Below are 17,397 nucleotides of genomic sequence, written 5' to 3'. Positions count from 1 at the left end.
GCGTCAGTCGGCCTGGTTGAGCCTGCGGCGCGCCACCACGACCATCGCGATGACCACGACCGCCAGGACGCCGATCAGGCCAAAGACGCTCCACGGAATGCCGCCGCTGTCCGCCGCGGGCTGCGCGACGGCCTCGGTGACCTGCTGCGCCGAATGGGCCGGCCCGGCCACGGCGCCCGCGCTGGACCCGGCCCTTGCCGTGAACGTGAACGTCCCCTCCACAGGGTGCGAATCGGAGGAGACCAGCCGCCACTCCACGGTGTATTTCCCCGCCGGGGCCCCGGACTTCAGCGGCTGCGTTGCCACGTTGTCCAGCACGGAAACCGGACCCGAGGCCCAGTTGGTGCCGCCGGCATCCAGCACCTTGACCTCCGCCCCGATGGCTGCCGGCGTGTGGGACATGGCCAGCGTCACGGCCTGCGGCACCGCGGCCACCGTGGACCCCTGCACCGGCGAGGTGGCATCGAGCTGATCGTGTGCCTGCGCCGCGGCCGGTCCTCCCAGCAGGGCCAGAAGCACGACGGCGGCGCCCGCCAGGGCCCGCCAGGCGGCTCCGCGATGGCGGACCACGCGGACCGGTTTTTGCCCTGCGGCAAGTCCCCGCGGTGTCATGTTCGTCTCATCGGCACGCGGCGGGACAGGGGGAATCACGGTTCTGCTTCCTTAGGTCAGGGAAAGGGTGGTCCAGCCCACCTTAGTGCAGGATGGTGGGAGAATCCCTCGAGACTGCGGGAAATTTCCCCCAGTGGCCGGTGCGCCGAACACCTGCGGCGGGGAACGGCGTCGCACCTAATAAACGGGCCATAAATGGCCACATGCCCAGGACCCCGCCTCCCGAAAACCGGCTAGTATCGTCTCGACTGGATATCCCCCTTTTTCATCGCCCGGAGGGCCCCCTATGGCAACCACGACGGCTACCCGCCTGTCCGCGGTAGACAAATACTTCAAGATCACCGAACGCGGCTCGACCTACTCCCGCGAGATCCGCGGCGGCTTCGCCACGTTCTTCGCCATGAGCTACATCGTGGTCCTCAACCCGCTGATCCTCGGCGGCGCGGATTCGACCGGCGGCATCCTGGGCCCGGCCCGCGTGGCCGCCATGACCGCGCTCGTGGCAGGCCTGCTGACCATCATCATGGGCGCCTGGGCCAAGCACCCGTTCGCCCTGGCCACCGGACTGGGTGTCAACGCGTTCGTGGCCGTCACGGTGGCCTCCCACCCGGGCCTGACCTGGCCGGACATGATGGGCCTGGTGGTGCTCTCCGGCATCACGATGTTCATCCTGGTGCTGACGGGCTTCCGCACCGCCGTGTTCAACGCGGTGCCGGCGGGGCTGAAAACCGCCATCGTGGTGGGCATCGGGCTGTTCATTGCCCTGATCGGCCTGGTCAACGCCGGCTTTGTGCGCCGCATCCCCGACGTCGCCGGCACCACCGTCCCGGTGGGCCTTGGCTTTGACGGCAAGCTGCTCGGCTGGCCCACCCTGGTATTCGTCGCGGGCCTCGTGCTGACGATTGCCCTGGTGGTCCGCAAGGTCAAGGGCGCCATCCTCATCGGCATCATCGCCGCCACCGTTCTGGCCAACATCCTGCAGGCAGTGTTCAACATCGGCCCCAGCTTTGACGGCAAGACCGCCAACCCCGAAGGCTGGTCCCTCGTGGTCCCGCACTTCTCCGGGCTGACCCCGCCGGACCTCGGCCTGTTCGGCCGGTTCAACCTGTTCGGCGCCTTTGCGAACCTGGGCGGGCTGGCCGCAACGCTGCTGGCCTTCAGCATCCTGCTGAGCATCTTCTTCGACGCCATGGGCACCATGGTGGGCCTGGCCAACGAGGCCGGCACCGTTGACAAGGACGGCAACATCCCGAACGTGGACCGGGTGCTGCTCGTTGACGCATTCGGCGCCATCGCCGGCGGCGGCACCTCGGTGTCCTCCAACCAGATCTTTGTCGAGTCCGGCGCCGGCATCGGCGAGGGCGCCCGCACCGGCCTGGCGTCCATCGTCACCGGACTGCTGCTGATCGTGGCCATGTTCTTCACGCCCCTGATCTCCCTGGTCCCGTTTGAGGCCGTTGCGCCCGCACTCGTGGTGGTCGGCTTCATGATGGTCTCCCAGGTCGGCAAGATCGACTGGTCCGACTGGGGCATCGGCATCCCGGCGTTCCTGACGTTCACGCTCATGCCGTTCACGTACTCGATCGCCAACGGCCTGGGTGCCGGCTTCATCGCCTTCGTGCTGATCCGCCTGTTCCAGGGCCGCGCGAAGGACATCCACCCGCTCATGTGGGCCGTGGCCGCCGCGTTCGTCATCTTCTTCGGCATCGGCCCGATCGAGCAGCTCTTCGGCATCAAATAACACCCTCCCGGACGGGCACCTGGCGGCAATGTCGCACGGCATTGCCGCCAGGTGCCCGTTCGCGCGTTAAGGGGGCGGCGTCTGCCATGCCAGACGCCGCCTGTGCCCTGCGGCTGGCATTTGCGGCCCCGCTGCTGTTGTCTGGAAGCATGGACTTCACTTCCCTCACCGTTGACACTGCCCCTGCACCGTGGTCCGGAAGGGACGACGGCGACGGACCGGCCCACCGGCGCTGGTGGCAGGCGGTGGCCACTCCGCCGACGGCCGTGCCGGACTCCTCCGCGGCAGCCGCCGGCCCCGCCGCACTGCTGGGCTTCTGCTCCGACGAAGGCGTGCGGCGCAACAAGGGGCGCACCGGTGCCACGGCAGCCCCGGCCGCGATCCGCGCCGCACTCGGCTCGCTGGCCTTCCACGGCTCCCGCGCGGTCACGGACGTGGGCGACGTGGTGGTGGCCGGCGGGGCGCTGGAGGACGGCCAGGCGCGCGCCGGCCGCGCCCTCACGGCCATGCTCGACGCCGGACAGCTCACCTTTGTCCTGGGCGGCGGGCACGAGACCGCATTTGCCAGCTACCTGGGCGTTGCGGGCACCGCGGCCGTGTCGAACGGCGCCCGGCTGGGCGTGCTGAACCTGGACGCCCACTTTGACCTGCGCGAGGCCCCCGTGCCCAGCTCCGGAACACCGTTCCTGCAGATGGCCCGCGCGGAAGCCGCCGCGGGGCGCGAACTCAACTACGCCGTCGTCGGCATCAGTGAGCCGAACAACACCCGCACCCTCTTTGACACGGCGCACCAGCTGGACGTGAAGTACCTGCTGGATGAGGACTGCTCGGCGGAGCGCACGGCGGCGTTTGTCTCCGCCTTCCTGGAGACGGTGGACGTCGTCTACCTGACGATCGACCTGGACGTGCTGCCCGCGGCCGTGGCGCCCGGCGTCAGCGCCCCGGCCGCGTACGGCGTGCCGCTGCCGGTCATCGCGGGCGTGTGCCGGCAGGTGGCGGCGAGCGGCAAGCTGTTCCACTTCGACGTCGCCGAGCTGAACCCAGAGTTCGACATCGACAACCGCACGGCCAAGGTCGCCGCCCGGCTCATCGACACGCTGCTGCGGTAGGTTCCGGCAGCCGGGCCGCGGGTCTCGCCACACTCGGCCACCGCCGGGCTGCCACGCCCGGCGGCGGGACCGTCAGTTCAGCGGGCCGGTGGCCTTCTCCGCCGCCGCGCGGATGGCGCCGGAGCCCACGAGGCGGTCGGCCTCCTCAAGTTCCGGCGAGAGGAAGCGGTCGCTGCCGGGACCCGGGACCGTGGCGCGGAGCAGCTCAAGCACGGCGGCGCCGGCCGGGCCGGGGACCAGTGCGCCGTCGGACAGGGACGTGCGCATGTCAATGGCGCGGGTGGCCGTGACCAGCTCGATGGCGAGGACGCGGCGCAGGTTTTCCACGGAGCGGCGCAGCTTGCGGGCGGCGTGCCAGCCCATGGACACGTGGTCCTCCTGCATGGCGGAGCTGGGGATGGAGTCCACGGAGGCGGGCACGGCCAGCCGCTTGGAGTCGGAGACGAGCCCGGCCTGCGTGTACTGGGCGATCATGAGGCCGGAGTCCACGCCCGGGTCGCCGGCCAGAAAGGCGGGCAGGCCGTGGCTGCGGGCGGGGTCGAGCATCCTGTCGGTGCGGCGTTCGGCGATGGAGGCGACGTCGGCGGACACGATGGCCAAAAAGTCCAGCACGTACGCCACGGGGGCGCCGTGGAAGTTGCCGTTGGAGGAGACGCGGCCGTCGGGCAGCACCACGGGGTTGTCAATGGCGGCGGCCAGCTCGCGGGTGGCCACCATGAGCGCGTGGTCCACGGTGTCGCGCGCGGCGCCGGCCACCTGCGGGGCGCAGCGCAGCGAGTAGGCGTCCTGGACGCGGGAATCCCCCACCCGGTGCGAGGCCACAATGGGCGAGTTGGCGAGCACGCGCAGCATGTTGTCGGCGCTGAGGGCCTGGCCCGGGTGCGGGCGCAGCTCCATGTGCAGTTCGGGCAGGAACACCTGGTCGGTGCCCAGCAGGCCCTCCACGCTCAGCGCCGCTGTGATGTCCGACGTCGTGAGCAATAGACGAAGGTCGGCGATGGCCATGAGCAGCATCCCGAGCATGCCGTCGGTGCCGTTGACCAGCGCCAGGCCCTCCTTCTCGGCGAGCTCAATGGGCGTGATGCCGGCCTCGGCGAGCAGTTCGGGCACGGGGCGGACGGTGCCGTCCGGGCCCGCCGCCTCGCCCTCGCCCATGAGCACGAGTGCGCAGTGCGAGAGGGGCGCAAGGTCGCCGGAGCAGCCGAGCGAGCCGAATTCGCGCACCACGGGGGTGATGCCGGCGTTGAGCACGTCCACCATGGTCTGCACGACGACGGGGCGCACGCCGGTCCGCCCGCTCGCCAGGGTCTTGGCGCGCAGGAACATCAGGGCGCGCACCACCTCGCGCTCCACGGCCGGGCCCATGCCGGCGGAGTGCGAGCGGATGAGCGACTTCTGCAGCTGCGTGCGCATGTCCTCGTGGATGTGCCGGTTCGCCAGGGCGCCGAAGCCCGTGGAGATGCCGTAGGCCGGGAAGTCGGAGTGCGCCAGCTTTTCAATGTGTTCGCGCACGCGTTCGACGCCGGCCAGCGCCTCCGCGCTGAGCACCACCTTGGCATTGTGGCGGGCCACGGCGATGACGTCTTCGGGTTTTACCCCCGAGGAGGAGAGGAGTACTTCTTGGTTCAATACGGCGGTGCTCATGGCGGGTTCCTTTGCTGTGCAGTGGTCTCGCTTTCCACTATTCCGCTTAACGGCAGGGAAATCCGGCCCCCGGCCGCCGCAGTGTCCGGGATTCCAGACAGTCGGCCGGGGCCCCGGCGCGGGCCGGCTGCGGCGCCTGGTTCAGCCTTCGCGGCGGCCGTAGATCCGCACGGACAGTTCGCCGGCAACCTTGGTGACACGCCGGGCCAGGGCCGGCCACTCCCCCGGCGGCACCTTCTCGGCCAGGAACGTCACGGCCACGGCCGCCACGGGCCAGCCCACGTGGTCCGTCACGGCCGCGGCGACGGAGCCGAAGCCCTCGGTGATCTCGCCGTTTTCCGTCGAGTAGCCGCGCTGGCGGACCTGCTCCAGGTGGGCGGAGAGGGTGGAGTACTTGCCGATGGGGTCCGGGACCTCGGTGCGCGAGGTGAACGCGGCGGCGTTGGGGTACAGGGCCCGGACCTGCGACTTGGGCAGCGCCGCCAAAATGGCGCGGCCGCTGGCGGTGAGGTGGCTGGGGAGGCGGACGCCGACGTCGGTCACGAGGGACGGGCGGTGCTTGGCCCGCTCCTCCACGATGTACAGCACGTCGCGCCCGTGCAGCACGGCCAGGTGGGCGCTCTCGCCTATCCGGTCAACGAGCGCGGCCAGCAGCGGCCGGCCCAGCCGGGACAGCGGCTCCTGCCGCGAGTAGGCGCTGCTGAGCTCGAAGGCGGCAATGCCCAGGCCGTAGCGCTGTTCCTCCGGCAGGTGCATGACAAAGCCGGAGGCCTCCATGACCCCCAACAGGTGGTACACGCTGGAGCGCGGCAGGTCCAGGGTGGTGGCGATGGTGGATGCGGCCAGCGGCCCGCGTTTGGCGGAGAGCAGCTTGAGGATGCGCAGCGTGTTGTCCGCCGCGGGAACCTTGGAGGGGGACCGCCTGGTGGGCGGGGCCTGCATTGCATCTGTCATGGTTCCTCGCCGGCGATCTGCGTCCATTGCTTCCTCTACACTGGCCGATCCGGCCGGCGCAGCGGGGCCGCTGTGGAACATTCGAGTCTCTAATACCAGATTACCGGCTTTTTGCGGGCGGTCTCCAATCCGAGACAGCAGCACCTGGTGAGGCGCGTCACGGCGGCTCGCGGCGTGATGTGCTGGAGGCCACTCCTGGACCGCCAGGCCCCCACACCAAAGGTTTTTGCATGCAAAGCGCAGGCTTCTCGCTGACCCGCGGGCTCAACGCCCGCCACATCCGCTTCATGGCACTCGGCTCGGCCATCGGAACGGGCCTCTTTTACGGCTCCGCCTCCGCGATCCAAAAGGCCGGACCGGCCGTGCTGCTGGCCTACATCGTCGCCGGGGCGGCCGTTTTCATGGTGATGCGGGCCCTGGGCGAGATGGCCGTGCGCCATCCGGTCTCCGGCTCCTTTGGCCAGTACGCCGGCCGGTACCTGGGGCCCCTGGCCGGGTTCATCACCGGCTGGACATACGTGTTTGAAATGGCCATTGTCGCCATTGCCGATGTCACCGCGTTCAGCATCTACATGGGATTCTGGTTCCACGGGGTGCCCCGCTGGATCTGGGTGCTGGCCATCATCTTCTTCCTGGCCGCCCTGAACCTGCTCAGCGTGAAGGTGTTCGGCGAACTGGAATTTTGGTTCTCGCTGATCAAGGTGGCGGCGATCATCGCCATGATCGCCGGCGGCGCCGCCATCATCGTCTTTGGCTTCCACGTCGAGGCCGCGCAGTCCGCCCCGGGCCTGGGGAACCTGGTGGCGCACGGCGGTTTCCTGCCGCACGGCTGGGGCGGGCTCATGGCCGCGTTCGCCGTCGTCATGTTTGCCTTCGGCGGGATCGAGACGATCGGGGTGACAGCCGGCGAGGCGGCGGACCCGGCCAGGTCCATCCCGTCGGCCGTGAACACCGTCCCGGTGCGTGTGCTGCTGTTCTACGTGCTGACCATCGGCGTGCTCATGAGCCTGTTCCCATGGGACCGCATCACGGGCGAGACCAGCCCGTTCGTGCAGATCTTCTCCTCCCTGGGCATCCCGGCGGCCGGCAACATCCTGAACGGCGTGGTCATCACCGCCGCCCTCTCCGCCGTCAACAGTGACATCTTTGGCGCCGGCCGCATCCTCTTCGGCCTGTCCCGCCAGGGCCACGCACCGGCCGTCTTCGGGCGGATTTCACGCACGGGCGTGCCGTGGATGACCGTGGTGATGATGACCGGCGTGCTGCTGGTGGGCGTGGTGCTCAACGCCGTCATCCCGCAGGAGGTGTTCGTGGTCATCGCCTCGATCGCCACCTTTGCCACCGTCTGGGTGTGGGTCATGATCCTGGCGTCGCACGTGGCGATGAAGCGCGAAATCGCCCGCGGCTCCCTGGCCCCCTCCGCCTTCCCGGTTCCGCTCTGGCCCCTCGCCTCCGCCCTGACCATCGTGTTCATGGCAGCGATCGTGGTGGTGCTGGGCGCTTTCCCGGACACCCGCGTGGCCCTGTGGGTGGGCGGGGCCTGGCTGGCCGTGCTGGTCCTGGCGTTCCGCCTGTGGGTCCGCGGCGACGGACGACGCCGGACCCTCCTTCCCGACGAAACCGCGCCCGCCGCCGTGGCCGGCCTGGACGCGGGCACTGCCGCGTACCGCTAACGGCAGGGCCTGGTCCGCGTCACCCGGCGGCGTCGGTGAGGACCACGGAGCTGTGGCCGAATTGGCGCACCTGGGCGTCGTCCCAGAGCCGGGCGGGCATGGCGCCGCGCAGCAGGGCCCGGGGCAGGCCGGCACCGCCGCCCAGGGGTGCGTCGCTGCCGGCGATGATGATGTTGCCGGAGCGGCGGCCCTTGAGCATGGGCGGGTCCGCGATGATCGCCGTGTGGGCAAAGGCGGCCGCAATCGTGGCAGCCTCGCGCCGGGCCGTGGCGAGCGCCGGCGAGTCCCCGCAGTTGACCACGTAGACGCCACCGGGGCTGAGCACGTTTTTCGCTGCGGCGGTGAACTCGGCGGTGGTCAGGGCGTGCGGTGTTGTCGCTCCGGCAAACACGTCCCGGATGATGAGGTCCCGGCTGCCGGCCGTCAAGGATTCGGTGACCTGCCGGGCCTCGCCCACCCGGATCTTCAACAGCGGCGCCCGGGGCAGCCCAAACCAGTCGCGGACCAGGGCGGCCAGCTTCCCGTCAATCTCCACCACCACATTGCGGGAGCCCGGGTAGGCGGCCACCAGGAAGCGGGGCATGGAGCAGGCCGCGCCGCCAAGGCTCAGCGTCCGCAGCTTCGCCTCCGGGGGCCAGCGGTCCTGGACCAACGCCATGATCCAGCGCATGTACTCAAATTCCAGGCGCAGCGGGTCCGCCAGGTCCACGTGCGAGCTTTGCACGCCGTTGAGCATCAGCAGCCAGCCGTGGGGGTTGTCGCCGTCAGGGACCAGCTCCGCCGTACCGGTGTCGGTGGCATGCAGGCCCGCAACGGGCCCGGCCAGGGAGGCATCCACGGGGGCCGTTGCAGTGCGCGGGGCGCGCTTGCGGCCCATCAGCCCTCCACCGCGGGCCGGACCATGCGGATCTCGGCGAGGTGGTGCCAGTCGGCACCCAACACGTCGCGGACGCCGTCGGCCAGCACGGGGGCGCGTCCCTCCGCGATCGCCTTGCGGAGGTTGTCCACGCGCCCGGGCAGCGTCTGGCGGCGCCGGGCAAAGAACTCCGGCGGCAGGCGCCGGCCGTACGCCTCCTCGTGGCAGCGCAGGTGCAGGCGCATGGCGGCTTCGGCATCGTCGGTGGTGGCGGGGCGCAGCTCGATGCTCATTCTGCCAGCGTAGTGCAGCGGCTACTTCACCACGGCAATCGCGAAGCCGTCCCAGCCCTTCGAGCCCGCGGTCTGGATGGCGGTGGCCTCCAGGGACGCGTTGGCGCCCATGAAGTCGAGCGCGGCGCGGATGGCGGCGGCGTCCGGGTCATCGCCGGGGTCCAGGATGGTGCCCTCCCAGACGACGTTGTCCATGACGATGACGCTGCCGGGGCGGGTCAGCTTCAGCGCCCATTGCAAATACGCCGTGTCGTTGCCCTTGTCCGCGTCGATGAACACAAAATCGTACGGCTCCCCGCCCGCCAGCGTGGGCAGGGTCTCCAGCGCCGGGCCCACCCGGATGTCCACCATGGCGCCCACCCCGGCGGCGTCGAGGTTTTTGCGGGCCACGGCGGCGTGCCCGGGCAGGAACTCGCAGGTGGTGACGTGGCCGTCGGCGGGCAGCCCGCGGGCCAGCCAGATGGTGCTGAACCCGGCCAGCGTGCCGATCTCCAGCACGCGCCGGGCGCCCTGGATCCGGGCCAGCAGCATGAGCAGCTTCCCGGCCGTGGGCGCCACCTCGATCCGGGGCATGCCGGCGGCGTCGATGCTGGAAATCACCGCCTCCATGCCTTCGCCGCCCCGCACGAGCGTGGTGGACAGGTATTCCTCGACCTCGGCCCAGCCGGGGCCGCGCTGATGCTCAACCATGGTCCCAGCGTAGGCCCCCGGGCGCCGTTCGGACAGGTCCCGGCCGCTGCGGGACGGTCTGCGCCGGCTAGCCCCGCAGCGATCCCAGCGCGTTTTCCAGCCGCGCCACCTTGCCGGTGAGCTCGCCCGTGTGGCCGGGGCGGATGTCCGCCTTCAGCACCAGGGACACGCGGCTGCCGAAGCGGCCCGCCGCCTCGGTGGCGCGCTTGACCACGTCCATGACCTCGTCCCACTCCCCTTCGATCTCGGTGAACATCGAACTGGTGCGGTTGGGCAGGCCGGACTCACGCACCACCTTGACGGCGGCGGCCACGGCCGTGTGGACCGAGGCGTCATCGCCCGTGCCGGCCGGCGTGTCCCCTGGCGTGCCGCTGGGTGCCACTGAAAATGCCACGATCATGGGTTTCTCCTCAACATTGGGTGTTCCCTCCATTATTGCCCCGGCCGGCATCCGGCGCCCGTGTCCCAGGGCCGGGCCCTGCCTCAGGGCCAGCCGAGCAGCCGCAGCCCGGCGGCGGCCAGGGCGCCGACGATCACCACCACGAGGAACGGCGCCTTGAGCCACAGCGCCACGGCCGCCGCCACCAGCGCCCCCGCGCGCGCATCCAGGACGACGGCGGTCCCGCTCGCCGCCGCGTTGACCACGGTCAGCGACGCCAGCAGCCCGATGGTCAGGGTCCCCGCCACGCGCGACATCCGGGGGTTGGCCAGCACCTTGGCCGGCACCAGGTAGCCCAGGAGCTTGGTGGCATAGGCCAGGACAACGGCCACCAGCAGCCACAGCCACAGGTTCACTGCGCACCCCCTGCCCCGCCGGCCGGTTTGCCGGCCGGTGCGCCGGCCGCGAGCCCATCGCTTTCGCCACCACGGTTCGCGGCGTGCCGGTACGGCTCAATGTCCGGTTCCATGCCGTCGCCAACATGCCCTGGGGCATGGCCGGGGGTGCCCCCGCGCCGGAACCAGCCGATCAGCCCGGCCACCAGCGCCGCGACCAGGATCGGCACGCCCGGGGCAACAAACGGCACGGCCAGCAGCGTCACCACGGCGCAGACCGCCGCGATCGCCGCCGGCTGGAACGCGCGGATCCGCGGCCACAGCAGGCCCAGGAACGCCGCCACGGCGGCCCCGTCCAGGCCCCACTGCTTGGGGTCGCCGAGGGCGTCGCCCAGGAAGGCGCCCGCGGCCGTAAAGACATTCCATAGCAGGTATATGCCCAGACCGGCCACCCAGAAGCCGCGCCTTTGCTCCGCCGGATCACTTTGGCCGGTGGCGGTGGCCGTGGATTCGTCGATCGTGACCTGGGCGGCGGCAAAGCGGCGCCACCCGGTGGGGCGCATCAGCGCGTTCAGCTGCATGCCGTACACGCCGTTGCGGATGCCCAGCAGCGCGGAGGCGCTCATGGCCGCAAGGCCCGTGCCGCCGCCGGCCACGACCCCGATGAAGGCAAACTGCGAGCCGCCGCTGAACAGCAGCAGGCTCAGCGCCATGGTCTGCCAAAAGTCCAGCCCCGACGCCACCGACAATGCCCCGAAGGAGATGCCGTACAGCCCCGTGGCGATGGCAATGGACGCGCCGATCTTCGCGGCGGGTGAGTCCCTGAGCCTCATGGCCGGCGGACGCCCGGGGCCCTGTGCCCGGCGGCAGGGCGCCCAACAATTCTTTTTTTCACCGTTCCATGGTTACACGTCAGGACGCCGTCTCCTGCCGCGCCGGCGCCGGGCGGCCCGATTCCCGCGCGCCGTCGCCGCCATCGGACGCCATGCTCAGCTGCTCGGTGCCGTGCAGCGCATCGGCCGCCCGCACCAGCGCCAGGTGGGAGAAGGCCTGGGGGAAGTTCCCGGCCATCCGTCCGTCCTCCACCGAGTACTCCTCGCTCAACAGGCCCACCTCGTTGGCCAGGCCCACGAGCTTGTCCATGAGGGCCACGGCGTCGTCGTTCCGGCCGGAGTGTGCATACTGTTCCACGAGCCAGAACGAGCAGGCCAGGAAGGGGTGCTCCCCCGGGGCCAGTCCGTCCAGCCCAAACTTCGTCTCGTAGCGCAGGATCATCCCGTGGCTGTCCACGAGCTCCTTCTCCAACGCCGCCACGGTGCCGAGCATCTCCGGCGAATCGTAGGCCACAAACCCCACCTGCGGAATGACCAGCAGCGAGGCGTCGGTGGCCGTGCCGCCGTAGGTCTGGGTAAAGCTGTTGAGTTCGGCGTTGAAGCCGTTTTCCATGATTTCGGCCCGCAGCTGCCCGCAGAGTTCCTCCCACCGCTCCACGGGCCCCGTCAGCCCGTGGTCCCGGACGGCGCGGACGCCGCAGTCAAACGCCGCCCACATCATGACCCGTGAATGGGTGAAGTGCTGGAGGTCGCCGCGCATCTCCCAGATGCCATGGTCCTTGTCGGCCAGGTGCCGCTCCACAAACTTCAGCATGGCCAGTTGCAGGGGCCAGGAGAAGTGGTCTTCCTCGCCGCCGGCCCGCCGCAGCTTCTCCAGCGCCACCAGGACTTCACCGACGACGTCGGCCTGGTACTGCCCCACGGCCCCGTTGCCAATGCGGACGGGGCCGGCGCCCTCGTAGCCGGGCAGGTGGTCCAGGACCGCCTCGGGCAAGTCACGTTCCCCTCCCACCCCGTACATGATCTGCAGGTCCTCGGGGTCCCCGGCCACGGCGCGCAGCAGCCAGTCGCGCCACTTCAGGGCCACTTTTTCGTAGCCGTGCGTGAGCATGGCCTCCAGAGTCAGGGCGGCGTCGCGCAACCAGCAAAAACGGTAGTCCCAGTTGCGGGGCCCGCCAAAGTCCTCAGGAAGCGAGGTGGTGGGGGCCGCCACAATCCCGCCGGTGTCCTCGTGTGTCAGTGCCCGCAGCACCAGCATGGAACGTTTCACGAGGTGGGCATACTTGCCGTCCTGGTTGTACTTGGCCGCCCAGTCGTTCCAGTAGTCAAGCGTCGAGGCCAGGGCGGAGTCCAGGTTGATGTCACGCGGGACGGTCCGGTGGGAGGGGTACCAGACCAGTTCCTGCTCCACCCGTTCGCCGGCAACCACCGTGAAATTGCCGCCGTGCTTGTGGTCGACGGCGCGCGGCAGCTCCTGGCCGCGCAGCAGCAGTGCGTCCGGTCCGGCCACGGCAACGATGACGGAGCGGCCCGCGGCATGGTGGACGCGCCGCACCCAGGGCAGCACCTTGCCGTAGCCCGGGCGGATGGTGATCTCCTGGGTGAATTCCACGGTCCCGGTGATGCCGTCGATCCGGCGCACCACGGAGGCGCGGCGGTCCCCGATCGGCATGAATTCGGTGACCACGGCGGTGCCGGTGGCGCTTTCCCACAGCGTTTCCAGCACAAAGGTGTTCTCCACATAGTGGCGCGAGACCACCCTGCCCTTCGTGGGGGCCAGCCGCCAGCGGCCGTTTTTTTCATCCCCCAGCAGGGCCGTGAACACCGCCGGGGAGTCAAAGCGCGGAAAGCACAGCCAGTCCAGGCTGCCGTCCCGTCCCACCAGGGCGCCGGTGTGGAGATCGGAAAGCAATGCGTAGTCTTCAATCCGTGAGGCCATGTGTCCATGCAACCACACGCGGCCCGGTTCAAACAGGGCGCCTGCCCCGGCTCAGGCGGTCTCGACCGCCCGCCCCAGCATGGCCCTCATTTCGGCCGTACGGTTGGTGGTCACCTCGGCCACGCCGGCTGCCAGGCACAGCCGGAGGTCCTCGGCGGAGTCCACGGTCCACACGCGCAGGGTCCGTCCCGCGGCCAGCCAGCGGGCCGCGTTTTCCGGGTTGGCGCGCAGGTAGTCCACGCCGGGCCCGGCCAGCCCGGCCGTGCCGTCGTCCAGCAGGCCCTCGCCCGCCGCCTGGGCACGGCCCAGGATGAAGGCCAGGGTGTGCCCGGCGATGGGGCCGACGTCGAGCTCCTCGCGCAGCTCAGCCACCTCCACTTCCTCCAGCAGCTGGCACAGCTGCGCCGCCGGGACCCGTTCGGCCAGGTACTTCACGGCCTCGGGATGGAAGCTCATGAAGGACACCTCCACGTTGCCGGCCACGGAATCCGTGGCGTTCCAGCCGCGGGCCGCCAGCCGGTCCAGGGCGGCGTCCACCAGGCCGGCGTCAAAGAACGCCCCGTACTTGAACTCTATGGCCAGCCGCACCGCCCGGCCGGCGCCCGCCAGGATGTCCAGCAGCTCGTCCAGCGTCAGCAGCTGCCCGGCGGTGCCACCGTATTCGGGCGGGATGGTGGCGCCCTTCCAGGAGGCAAAGTCCAGTTCGCGCAACTCCGCCAGCGTGCGGTCCGCCACGGGGCCGGTGCCGTTGGAGGTGCGGTCCAGATCGTCGTCGTGGATCAGCACCAAGGCGCCGTCGGCGGTGAGGTGGAGATCGCACTCCACCCCGTCGGCGCCGTCGGCCAGGGCCTGGAGGTAGGCGGCGCGGGTGTGTTCGGCATAGGTGCTGCTGGCTCCGCGGTGGGCAAATATCTTCACGTCCATGGCATCACGCTACGCTTGCAGCATGGCGCAAACACAACAGCCCGGCACGCTCCCGTCGCCGGTTCCGGACCCCGACGCAGTCAAGGCCGCCGCGCTGCGCCGGATGAAGAACATTGCCCTGGGGCTGCTGGTCGCCATGGCCGTGGTCTTTTGCCTGGCCTTCGCCTTCCGGCGCGACTACCCGTGGCTGGCGTATGTGCAGGCGGCCACCGAGGGCGGCATGGTGGGCGCCCTGGCCGACTGGTTTGCCGTCACCGCGCTGTTCAAGTACCCCATGGGCCTGAAGATCCCGCACACGGCCATCATCCCCAACCGCAAGGATGAGATCGGCGCGTCGCTGGGCGAATTCGTGGAGACAAACTTCCTCTCCGAATCCGTCGTGGCGGAGAAGCTGGCCAAGACGCAGATTGCCCAGAAGGCGGGCGCCTGGCTGTCCCGTCCCGCCAGCGCCCAGCGCGTGGCCACCGAGGGGGCGGCCGCGATGCGCGGCGCCATGGCAGTCCTGAAGGACGACGACGTCCGCGACATCATCGAATCCATGGTCCGCAAGCACCTGGTCGACCCGCCGTGGGGCCCGCCCATCGGGAAGGTGGCCGAGCGGGTCTTCGCCGACGGCCACCACCACGCCCTCGTGGACCTGCTCGTGGACCGCTCCACCCTGTGGATCCAGGCCAACCACGACACCATCGCCGGACTGGTCTCCGACCGGTCCCCCAGCTGGGTGCCGCAGTTCGTGGACGGGCTGGTGGGCGACAAGATCTACACCGAGCTGTACAAGTTTGCCCGGGCCGTCCAGCATGACCCCCACCACGACCTGCGCGTCCAGCTGGACAAGTACCTGGCCGAGCTCGCGCAGGAACTCCAGCACGATCCGGCCATAATCGCCCGGGCCGAAAACATCAAGGCGCAGGTGCTGGGCGATCCCGAGGTCCGCGACCTCGCCGGGCGCACGTGGGAGACCATCAAGACGGCCCTGTTTGACGCCGTCGAGGATCCGGCGTCGGAGCTGCGGTTGAAGTTCACCGCGGCCGTGCAGGAGTTCGGCACCCGCCTGGCCACCGACGAGGAACTGGCCGGCAAGGCCAACGCGTGGATTTCCGACGCCGCCTCCTACCTGGTGCGCACCTACAAGCACGAGATCGCCTCCATCATCACGGACACCGTGGAGCGCTGGGACGCGGTGGAAACCAGCGAGAAAATCGAGCTGCAGGTGGGCAAGGACCTGCAGTTCATCCGCATCAACGGCACCGTGGTGGGCTCCCTCGCGGGCCTGGCCATCTCCACCGTCGCGACCCTGGTTTTCCGCTGATCCAACTGGGTCGCAGTAGTTACAGAATTCGGGCCAGTGCAACCGCTTTCCGCCGCATTTACTGCGACCTGGTTGCCGGCACAGGCCGGCTGCGGCACGCGGGTCAGCGCCGGCGCAGGGCCTTCCGCGGCCTGCCGGTGTCGAGCTCGGCCAGCAGCCCTGCCGGGATTTCCAGCGGGGCGGGGCCGAACGCGCGCTCCGTGGACCGGATGACGGCCCGGCCCATCATGTAGTTGCCCGCCCCGCCCACGGCGGCGCCGATGCCAAACGGCAGGGCCTTGCCCACCACGGACGCGCCGCCCCTGACCGCGATCTTCTTCAGGAACTTCTTCTGCATCGAGGCGATGACCCCCTTGACGGCGGAGAGCGGCATGGACTTGCTGACCGTCCTGCCCCACGCCTGCATGGGCGTCTTGCCGTTGCCGAGGGCGTGGCCGGTCAGCCCGGAGAGCAGGGCCGTGCCCTCGTCGCCGAGGATGATCGCCATGACGGTCAGTTGCGCCCGTTCTGGGTCGGCGAGCCGGACCCCGTGGAGTTCGGCCACGGACTGGGCATACAGGGCGGTTGCCTCCAGGAACACCACGGTGGCCGCGGCGGAGATGGACAGCGCCGCCACGGTGCCCACGCCGGGGATGATGGCCGTGGCGCCGATGGCCGCGCCGCCCGCGCCGACCCCGTTGAGAAACTCCCGCCCGAGCCGCTGGCTGAGCTCATGGGCCGTGGCGTCCGGGTGCCTGGCGTGCAGCCGCCGCAGGTTGGCCAGCACGAGCGGCCGCTGGACCTCGACGGCCTTTAACAGCATCCCGTGCACGGCCGGGCGCGGCCTGCCCTTTGCATCAAAGGCGGCCGCCGCGGCCAGCCCGACGGCGGGATTCGGCTTCCCGTCGGAGCTGCCCCTTCCGGCGCTTTCCAGATCCTTGCGTGCCATGGGTTCCCCTGACTGTTGACGTGTTCCCAGCGTAGCCGCCCATGCTTGGCGGACGTCGGGAACGGGCCGGACCGCCGCCCCGGCCGCCCCCTCGGGACTCAGCCTGCGAGCGCGGCGGGGGTTCCGGCGTCGTGCTTCACGGTGGCACCGGACAGGCGCCTGCGCAGGGCCGGGAACAGCAGCACCACGGCGGTGGGCAGGATGTGGCCCAGGCCCGCGATGGCGGCGGAGACGGTTGCGGCGCCGTCGACCTGGAGCATGCCGTGGACCAGCGGCATGGCACAGGTCAGCACGGGCCCGGCGTTGTAGGTGGCGAAGAACCAGCTGAACAGGTGCGATCCGGACGGGGTGAACAGCTTCTCCAGGATGAGCACTGCCAGCAGCACGATGAAGCCAAGCGTGGGCAGGTGGGTGTGGACCACGGAAAGCTGCGTGAAGCCGGTGACGTCCTTCCCCATGGAGAATTCGCGGTAAAACAGGCCGGAGAGCATGCCGGGGGCCAGGCAGGCGAACGATGCGTAAAAGAGCTTCTTCATGGGGGTGTCCTTTGCTGGAGGGCCCCTGGTCGTGCCTTTGCTTCCAGCCTTAGGAACGCGCCCGACGCCGGCCATCCACCTTTTGGTTGAGCCGCCGTGCCGCACACCCTACCCGCGGGGCACGAACGGGCCGGGGACGAGGCCGGCCAGGAACGCGGCGGCATCGCGGAGTTCCACGGGGCCGGTGTTGTGGCCCAGGCCGGGATAGTGCGCCTGGGAAAGCTCCGTGTTGGCGGCCAGCCATTCTGCCGTGAACGCCGTGGCGTCGGGGTTGATGACCAGCTCCGCCGTGTCCCTGGCCCAGTAAAACGGGACCTTCGGCTCGAGCGGTTCCAGCGCGCCGAGCAGTTCGTTGTGCAGCACAAAGCCGGAAAGCCCCACGCCGGCCGCGAACGCGGCAGGCCGCATCAACGTGGTGGCCATGGCCATGCCCTGCGAAAAGCCCAGGAGGGAGACGGAACTGAAGCCGTGGGGCATGCATTGAAGAGCGCAGCCATGCGGGCCTCGCTGGAACCGTAGCCCTGGAGCATGAGCAACCGGATCCGCGAAACAGGGGACAACCCGCGAGAAAGGGGTTGCTTC

18 protein-coding genes are annotated in these 17,397 nt (G+C 70.0%); 4 read left to right on the top strand and 14 right to left on the bottom strand.

Translation table 11 applies throughout. The features are described from left to right. Nucleotides 1-3: 3 nt before the first annotated feature. Nucleotides 4-651 carry a copper resistance CopC family protein gene (locus MMF96_RS00965; RefSeq protein ID WP_256882252.1) on the bottom strand — a complete coding sequence of 216 codons (648 nt, stop codon included), beginning with the start codon at nucleotides 649-651 and terminating at the stop codon, nucleotides 4-6. 247 nt (nucleotides 652-898) lie between these two features. Between MMF96_RS00965 and MMF96_RS00960 the strand changes: the two genes are divergently transcribed. Together MMF96_RS00960 and hutG are read left to right on the top strand one after the other, a co-directional pair. Continuing rightward, a complete protein-coding gene (locus tag MMF96_RS00960; RefSeq protein ID WP_176615326.1) occupies nucleotides 899-2,353 on the top strand; it encodes an NCS2 family permease in 1,455 nt (484 codons plus the stop codon). A 149-nt stretch (nucleotides 2,354-2,502) separates the two neighbouring features. Beyond that, nucleotides 2,503-3,462, top strand: a complete 960-nt coding sequence (gene hutG / locus MMF96_RS00955; protein ID WP_256882251.1) for a formimidoylglutamase — start codon at nucleotides 2,503-2,505, stop codon at nucleotides 3,460-3,462. 72 nt (nucleotides 3,463-3,534) lie between these two features. Here the strand turns inward: hutG and hutH are convergent, their stop codons facing one another. Then, nucleotides 3,535-5,106 carry a histidine ammonia-lyase gene (gene hutH / locus MMF96_RS00950; protein WP_256882250.1) on the bottom strand — a complete coding sequence of 524 codons (1,572 nt, stop codon included), beginning with the start codon at nucleotides 5,104-5,106 and terminating at the stop codon, nucleotides 3,535-3,537. A gap of 141 nt (nucleotides 5,107-5,247) precedes the next feature. Continuing rightward, nucleotides 5,248-6,060 (bottom strand): IclR family transcriptional regulator, encoded by an 813-nt coding sequence (locus MMF96_RS00945; protein ID WP_256127656.1) that lies wholly within the window; start codon nucleotides 6,058-6,060, stop codon nucleotides 5,248-5,250. A 230-nt stretch (nucleotides 6,061-6,290) separates the two neighbouring features. Between MMF96_RS00945 and MMF96_RS00940 the strand changes: the two genes are divergently transcribed. Next, nucleotides 6,291-7,733 carry an amino acid permease gene (locus tag MMF96_RS00940; protein WP_256882249.1) on the top strand — a complete coding sequence of 481 codons (1,443 nt, stop codon included), beginning with the start codon at nucleotides 6,291-6,293 and terminating at the stop codon, nucleotides 7,731-7,733. Between the two features lie 19 nt (nucleotides 7,734-7,752). Here MMF96_RS00940 and MMF96_RS00935 read toward each other — a convergent pair whose 3' ends face one another. The 8 genes from MMF96_RS00935 to MMF96_RS00900 form a co-directional block, all read right to left on the bottom strand. Continuing rightward, a complete protein-coding gene (locus MMF96_RS00935) occupies nucleotides 7,753-8,610 on the bottom strand; it encodes a spermidine synthase (RefSeq protein WP_176615330.1) in 858 nt (285 codons plus the stop codon). Next, complete coding sequence (locus MMF96_RS00930; RefSeq protein WP_256882248.1) at nucleotides 8,610-8,882, bottom strand: hypothetical protein; 273 nt, start codon at nucleotides 8,880-8,882, stop codon at nucleotides 8,610-8,612. Before MMF96_RS00930 ends, MMF96_RS00935 begins: the two co-directional genes overlap by 1 nt. 21 nt (nucleotides 8,883-8,903) lie before the next feature. Then, nucleotides 8,904-9,572: an O-methyltransferase gene (locus MMF96_RS00925; RefSeq protein WP_176615332.1), complete on the bottom strand. Its 669-nt coding sequence runs from the start codon at nucleotides 9,570-9,572 to the stop codon at nucleotides 8,904-8,906. Nucleotides 9,573-9,639: 67 nt separating this feature from the next. Next, on the bottom strand, nucleotides 9,640-9,972 hold the full coding sequence (locus MMF96_RS00920; protein WP_176615333.1) for a thiamine-binding protein: 333 nt from the start codon (nucleotides 9,970-9,972) through the stop codon (nucleotides 9,640-9,642). A gap of 83 nt (nucleotides 9,973-10,055) precedes the next feature. Next, nucleotides 10,056-10,367: an AzlD domain-containing protein gene (locus MMF96_RS00915; RefSeq protein WP_256882247.1), complete on the bottom strand. Its 312-nt coding sequence runs from the start codon at nucleotides 10,365-10,367 to the stop codon at nucleotides 10,056-10,058. Beyond that, nucleotides 10,364-11,179, bottom strand: a complete 816-nt coding sequence (locus tag MMF96_RS00910) for an AzlC family ABC transporter permease (protein ID WP_256882246.1) — start codon at nucleotides 11,177-11,179, stop codon at nucleotides 10,364-10,366. The genes MMF96_RS00915 and MMF96_RS00910 overlap by 4 nt, the downstream gene beginning before the upstream one ends. A gap of 79 nt (nucleotides 11,180-11,258) precedes the next feature. Beyond that, the gene (locus MMF96_RS00905; RefSeq protein WP_256882245.1) at nucleotides 11,259-13,136 is read right to left on the bottom strand and encodes a glycoside hydrolase family 15 protein; all 1,878 of its coding nucleotides are present in this window, start codon (nucleotides 13,134-13,136) and stop codon (nucleotides 11,259-11,261) included. A gap of 33 nt (nucleotides 13,137-13,169) precedes the next feature. Then, nucleotides 13,170-14,042 (bottom strand): glycerophosphodiester phosphodiesterase family protein, encoded by an 873-nt coding sequence (locus tag MMF96_RS00900; RefSeq protein WP_256882244.1) that lies wholly within the window; start codon nucleotides 14,040-14,042, stop codon nucleotides 13,170-13,172. Nucleotides 14,043-14,064: 22 nt separating this feature from the next. Between MMF96_RS00900 and MMF96_RS00895 the strand changes: the two genes are divergently transcribed. After that, on the top strand, nucleotides 14,065-15,351 hold the full coding sequence (locus MMF96_RS00895; RefSeq protein WP_256882243.1) for a DUF445 domain-containing protein: 1,287 nt from the start codon (nucleotides 14,065-14,067) through the stop codon (nucleotides 15,349-15,351). A 103-nt stretch (nucleotides 15,352-15,454) separates the two neighbouring features. On the opposite strand, the gene MMF96_RS00890 is transcribed toward MMF96_RS00895, so the two are convergent. The 3 genes from MMF96_RS00890 to MMF96_RS00880 form a co-directional block, all read right to left on the bottom strand. Then, nucleotides 15,455-16,279 (bottom strand): hypothetical protein, encoded by an 825-nt coding sequence (locus tag MMF96_RS00890; protein ID WP_256882242.1) that lies wholly within the window; start codon nucleotides 16,277-16,279, stop codon nucleotides 15,455-15,457. A gap of 98 nt (nucleotides 16,280-16,377) precedes the next feature. Continuing rightward, nucleotides 16,378-16,815, bottom strand: a complete 438-nt coding sequence (locus MMF96_RS00885) for a DUF2871 domain-containing protein (RefSeq protein WP_256882241.1) — start codon at nucleotides 16,813-16,815, stop codon at nucleotides 16,378-16,380. A gap of 108 nt (nucleotides 16,816-16,923) precedes the next feature. Next, nucleotides 16,924-17,292, bottom strand: coding sequence for an alpha/beta hydrolase (locus MMF96_RS00880; protein WP_306295613.1), 369 nt, complete (start codon nucleotides 17,290-17,292; stop codon nucleotides 16,924-16,926). Nucleotides 17,293-17,397 lie beyond the last annotated feature (105 nt).

This window comes from Arthrobacter sp. STN4, assembly GCF_024539665.1.
Classification (GTDB): domain Bacteria; phylum Actinomycetota; class Actinomycetes; order Actinomycetales; family Micrococcaceae; genus Specibacter.
Note: the sequence above shows the minus strand (reverse complement) of the source record. Positions and strands in the feature narration are given on the sequence as shown.

Coding starts and splice junctions, on each gene's coding strand:
- MMF96_RS00960 (WP_176615326.1), top strand. CDS start 899: ATGGCAACCACGACGGCTACCCGCCTGTCCGCGGTAGACAAATACTTC.
- MMF96_RS00910 (WP_256882246.1), bottom strand. CDS start 11,179: ATGAGGCTCAGGGACTCACCCGCCGCGAAGATCGGCGCGTCCATTGCC.
- MMF96_RS00900 (WP_256882244.1), bottom strand. CDS start 14,042: ATGGACGTGAAGATATTTGCCCACCGCGGAGCCAGCAGCACCTATGCC.
- hutH (WP_256882250.1), bottom strand. CDS start 5,106: ATGAGCACCGCCGTATTGAACCAAGAAGTACTCCTCTCCTCCTCGGGG.
- hutG (WP_256882251.1), top strand. CDS start 2,503: ATGGACTTCACTTCCCTCACCGTTGACACTGCCCCTGCACCGTGGTCC.
- MMF96_RS00885 (WP_256882241.1), bottom strand. CDS start 16,815: ATGAAGAAGCTCTTTTACGCATCGTTCGCCTGCCTGGCCCCCGGCATG.
- MMF96_RS00935 (WP_176615330.1), bottom strand. CDS start 8,610: ATGGGCCGCAAGCGCGCCCCGCGCACTGCAACGGCCCCCGTGGATGCC.
- MMF96_RS00895 (WP_256882243.1), top strand. CDS start 14,065: ATGGCGCAAACACAACAGCCCGGCACGCTCCCGTCGCCGGTTCCGGAC.
- MMF96_RS00890 (WP_256882242.1), bottom strand. CDS start 16,279: ATGGCACGCAAGGATCTGGAAAGCGCCGGAAGGGGCAGCTCCGACGGG.
- MMF96_RS00930 (WP_256882248.1), bottom strand. CDS start 8,882: ATGAGCATCGAGCTGCGCCCCGCCACCACCGACGATGCCGAAGCCGCC.
- MMF96_RS00945 (WP_256127656.1), bottom strand. CDS start 6,060: ATGACAGATGCAATGCAGGCCCCGCCCACCAGGCGGTCCCCCTCCAAG.
- MMF96_RS00925 (WP_176615332.1), bottom strand. CDS start 9,572: ATGGTTGAGCATCAGCGCGGCCCCGGCTGGGCCGAGGTCGAGGAATAC.
- MMF96_RS00920 (WP_176615333.1), bottom strand. CDS start 9,972: ATGATCGTGGCATTTTCAGTGGCACCCAGCGGCACGCCAGGGGACACG.
- MMF96_RS00940 (WP_256882249.1), top strand. CDS start 6,291: ATGCAAAGCGCAGGCTTCTCGCTGACCCGCGGGCTCAACGCCCGCCAC.
- MMF96_RS00880 (WP_306295613.1), bottom strand. CDS start 17,292: ATGCCCCACGGCTTCAGTTCCGTCTCCCTCCTGGGCTTTTCGCAGGGC.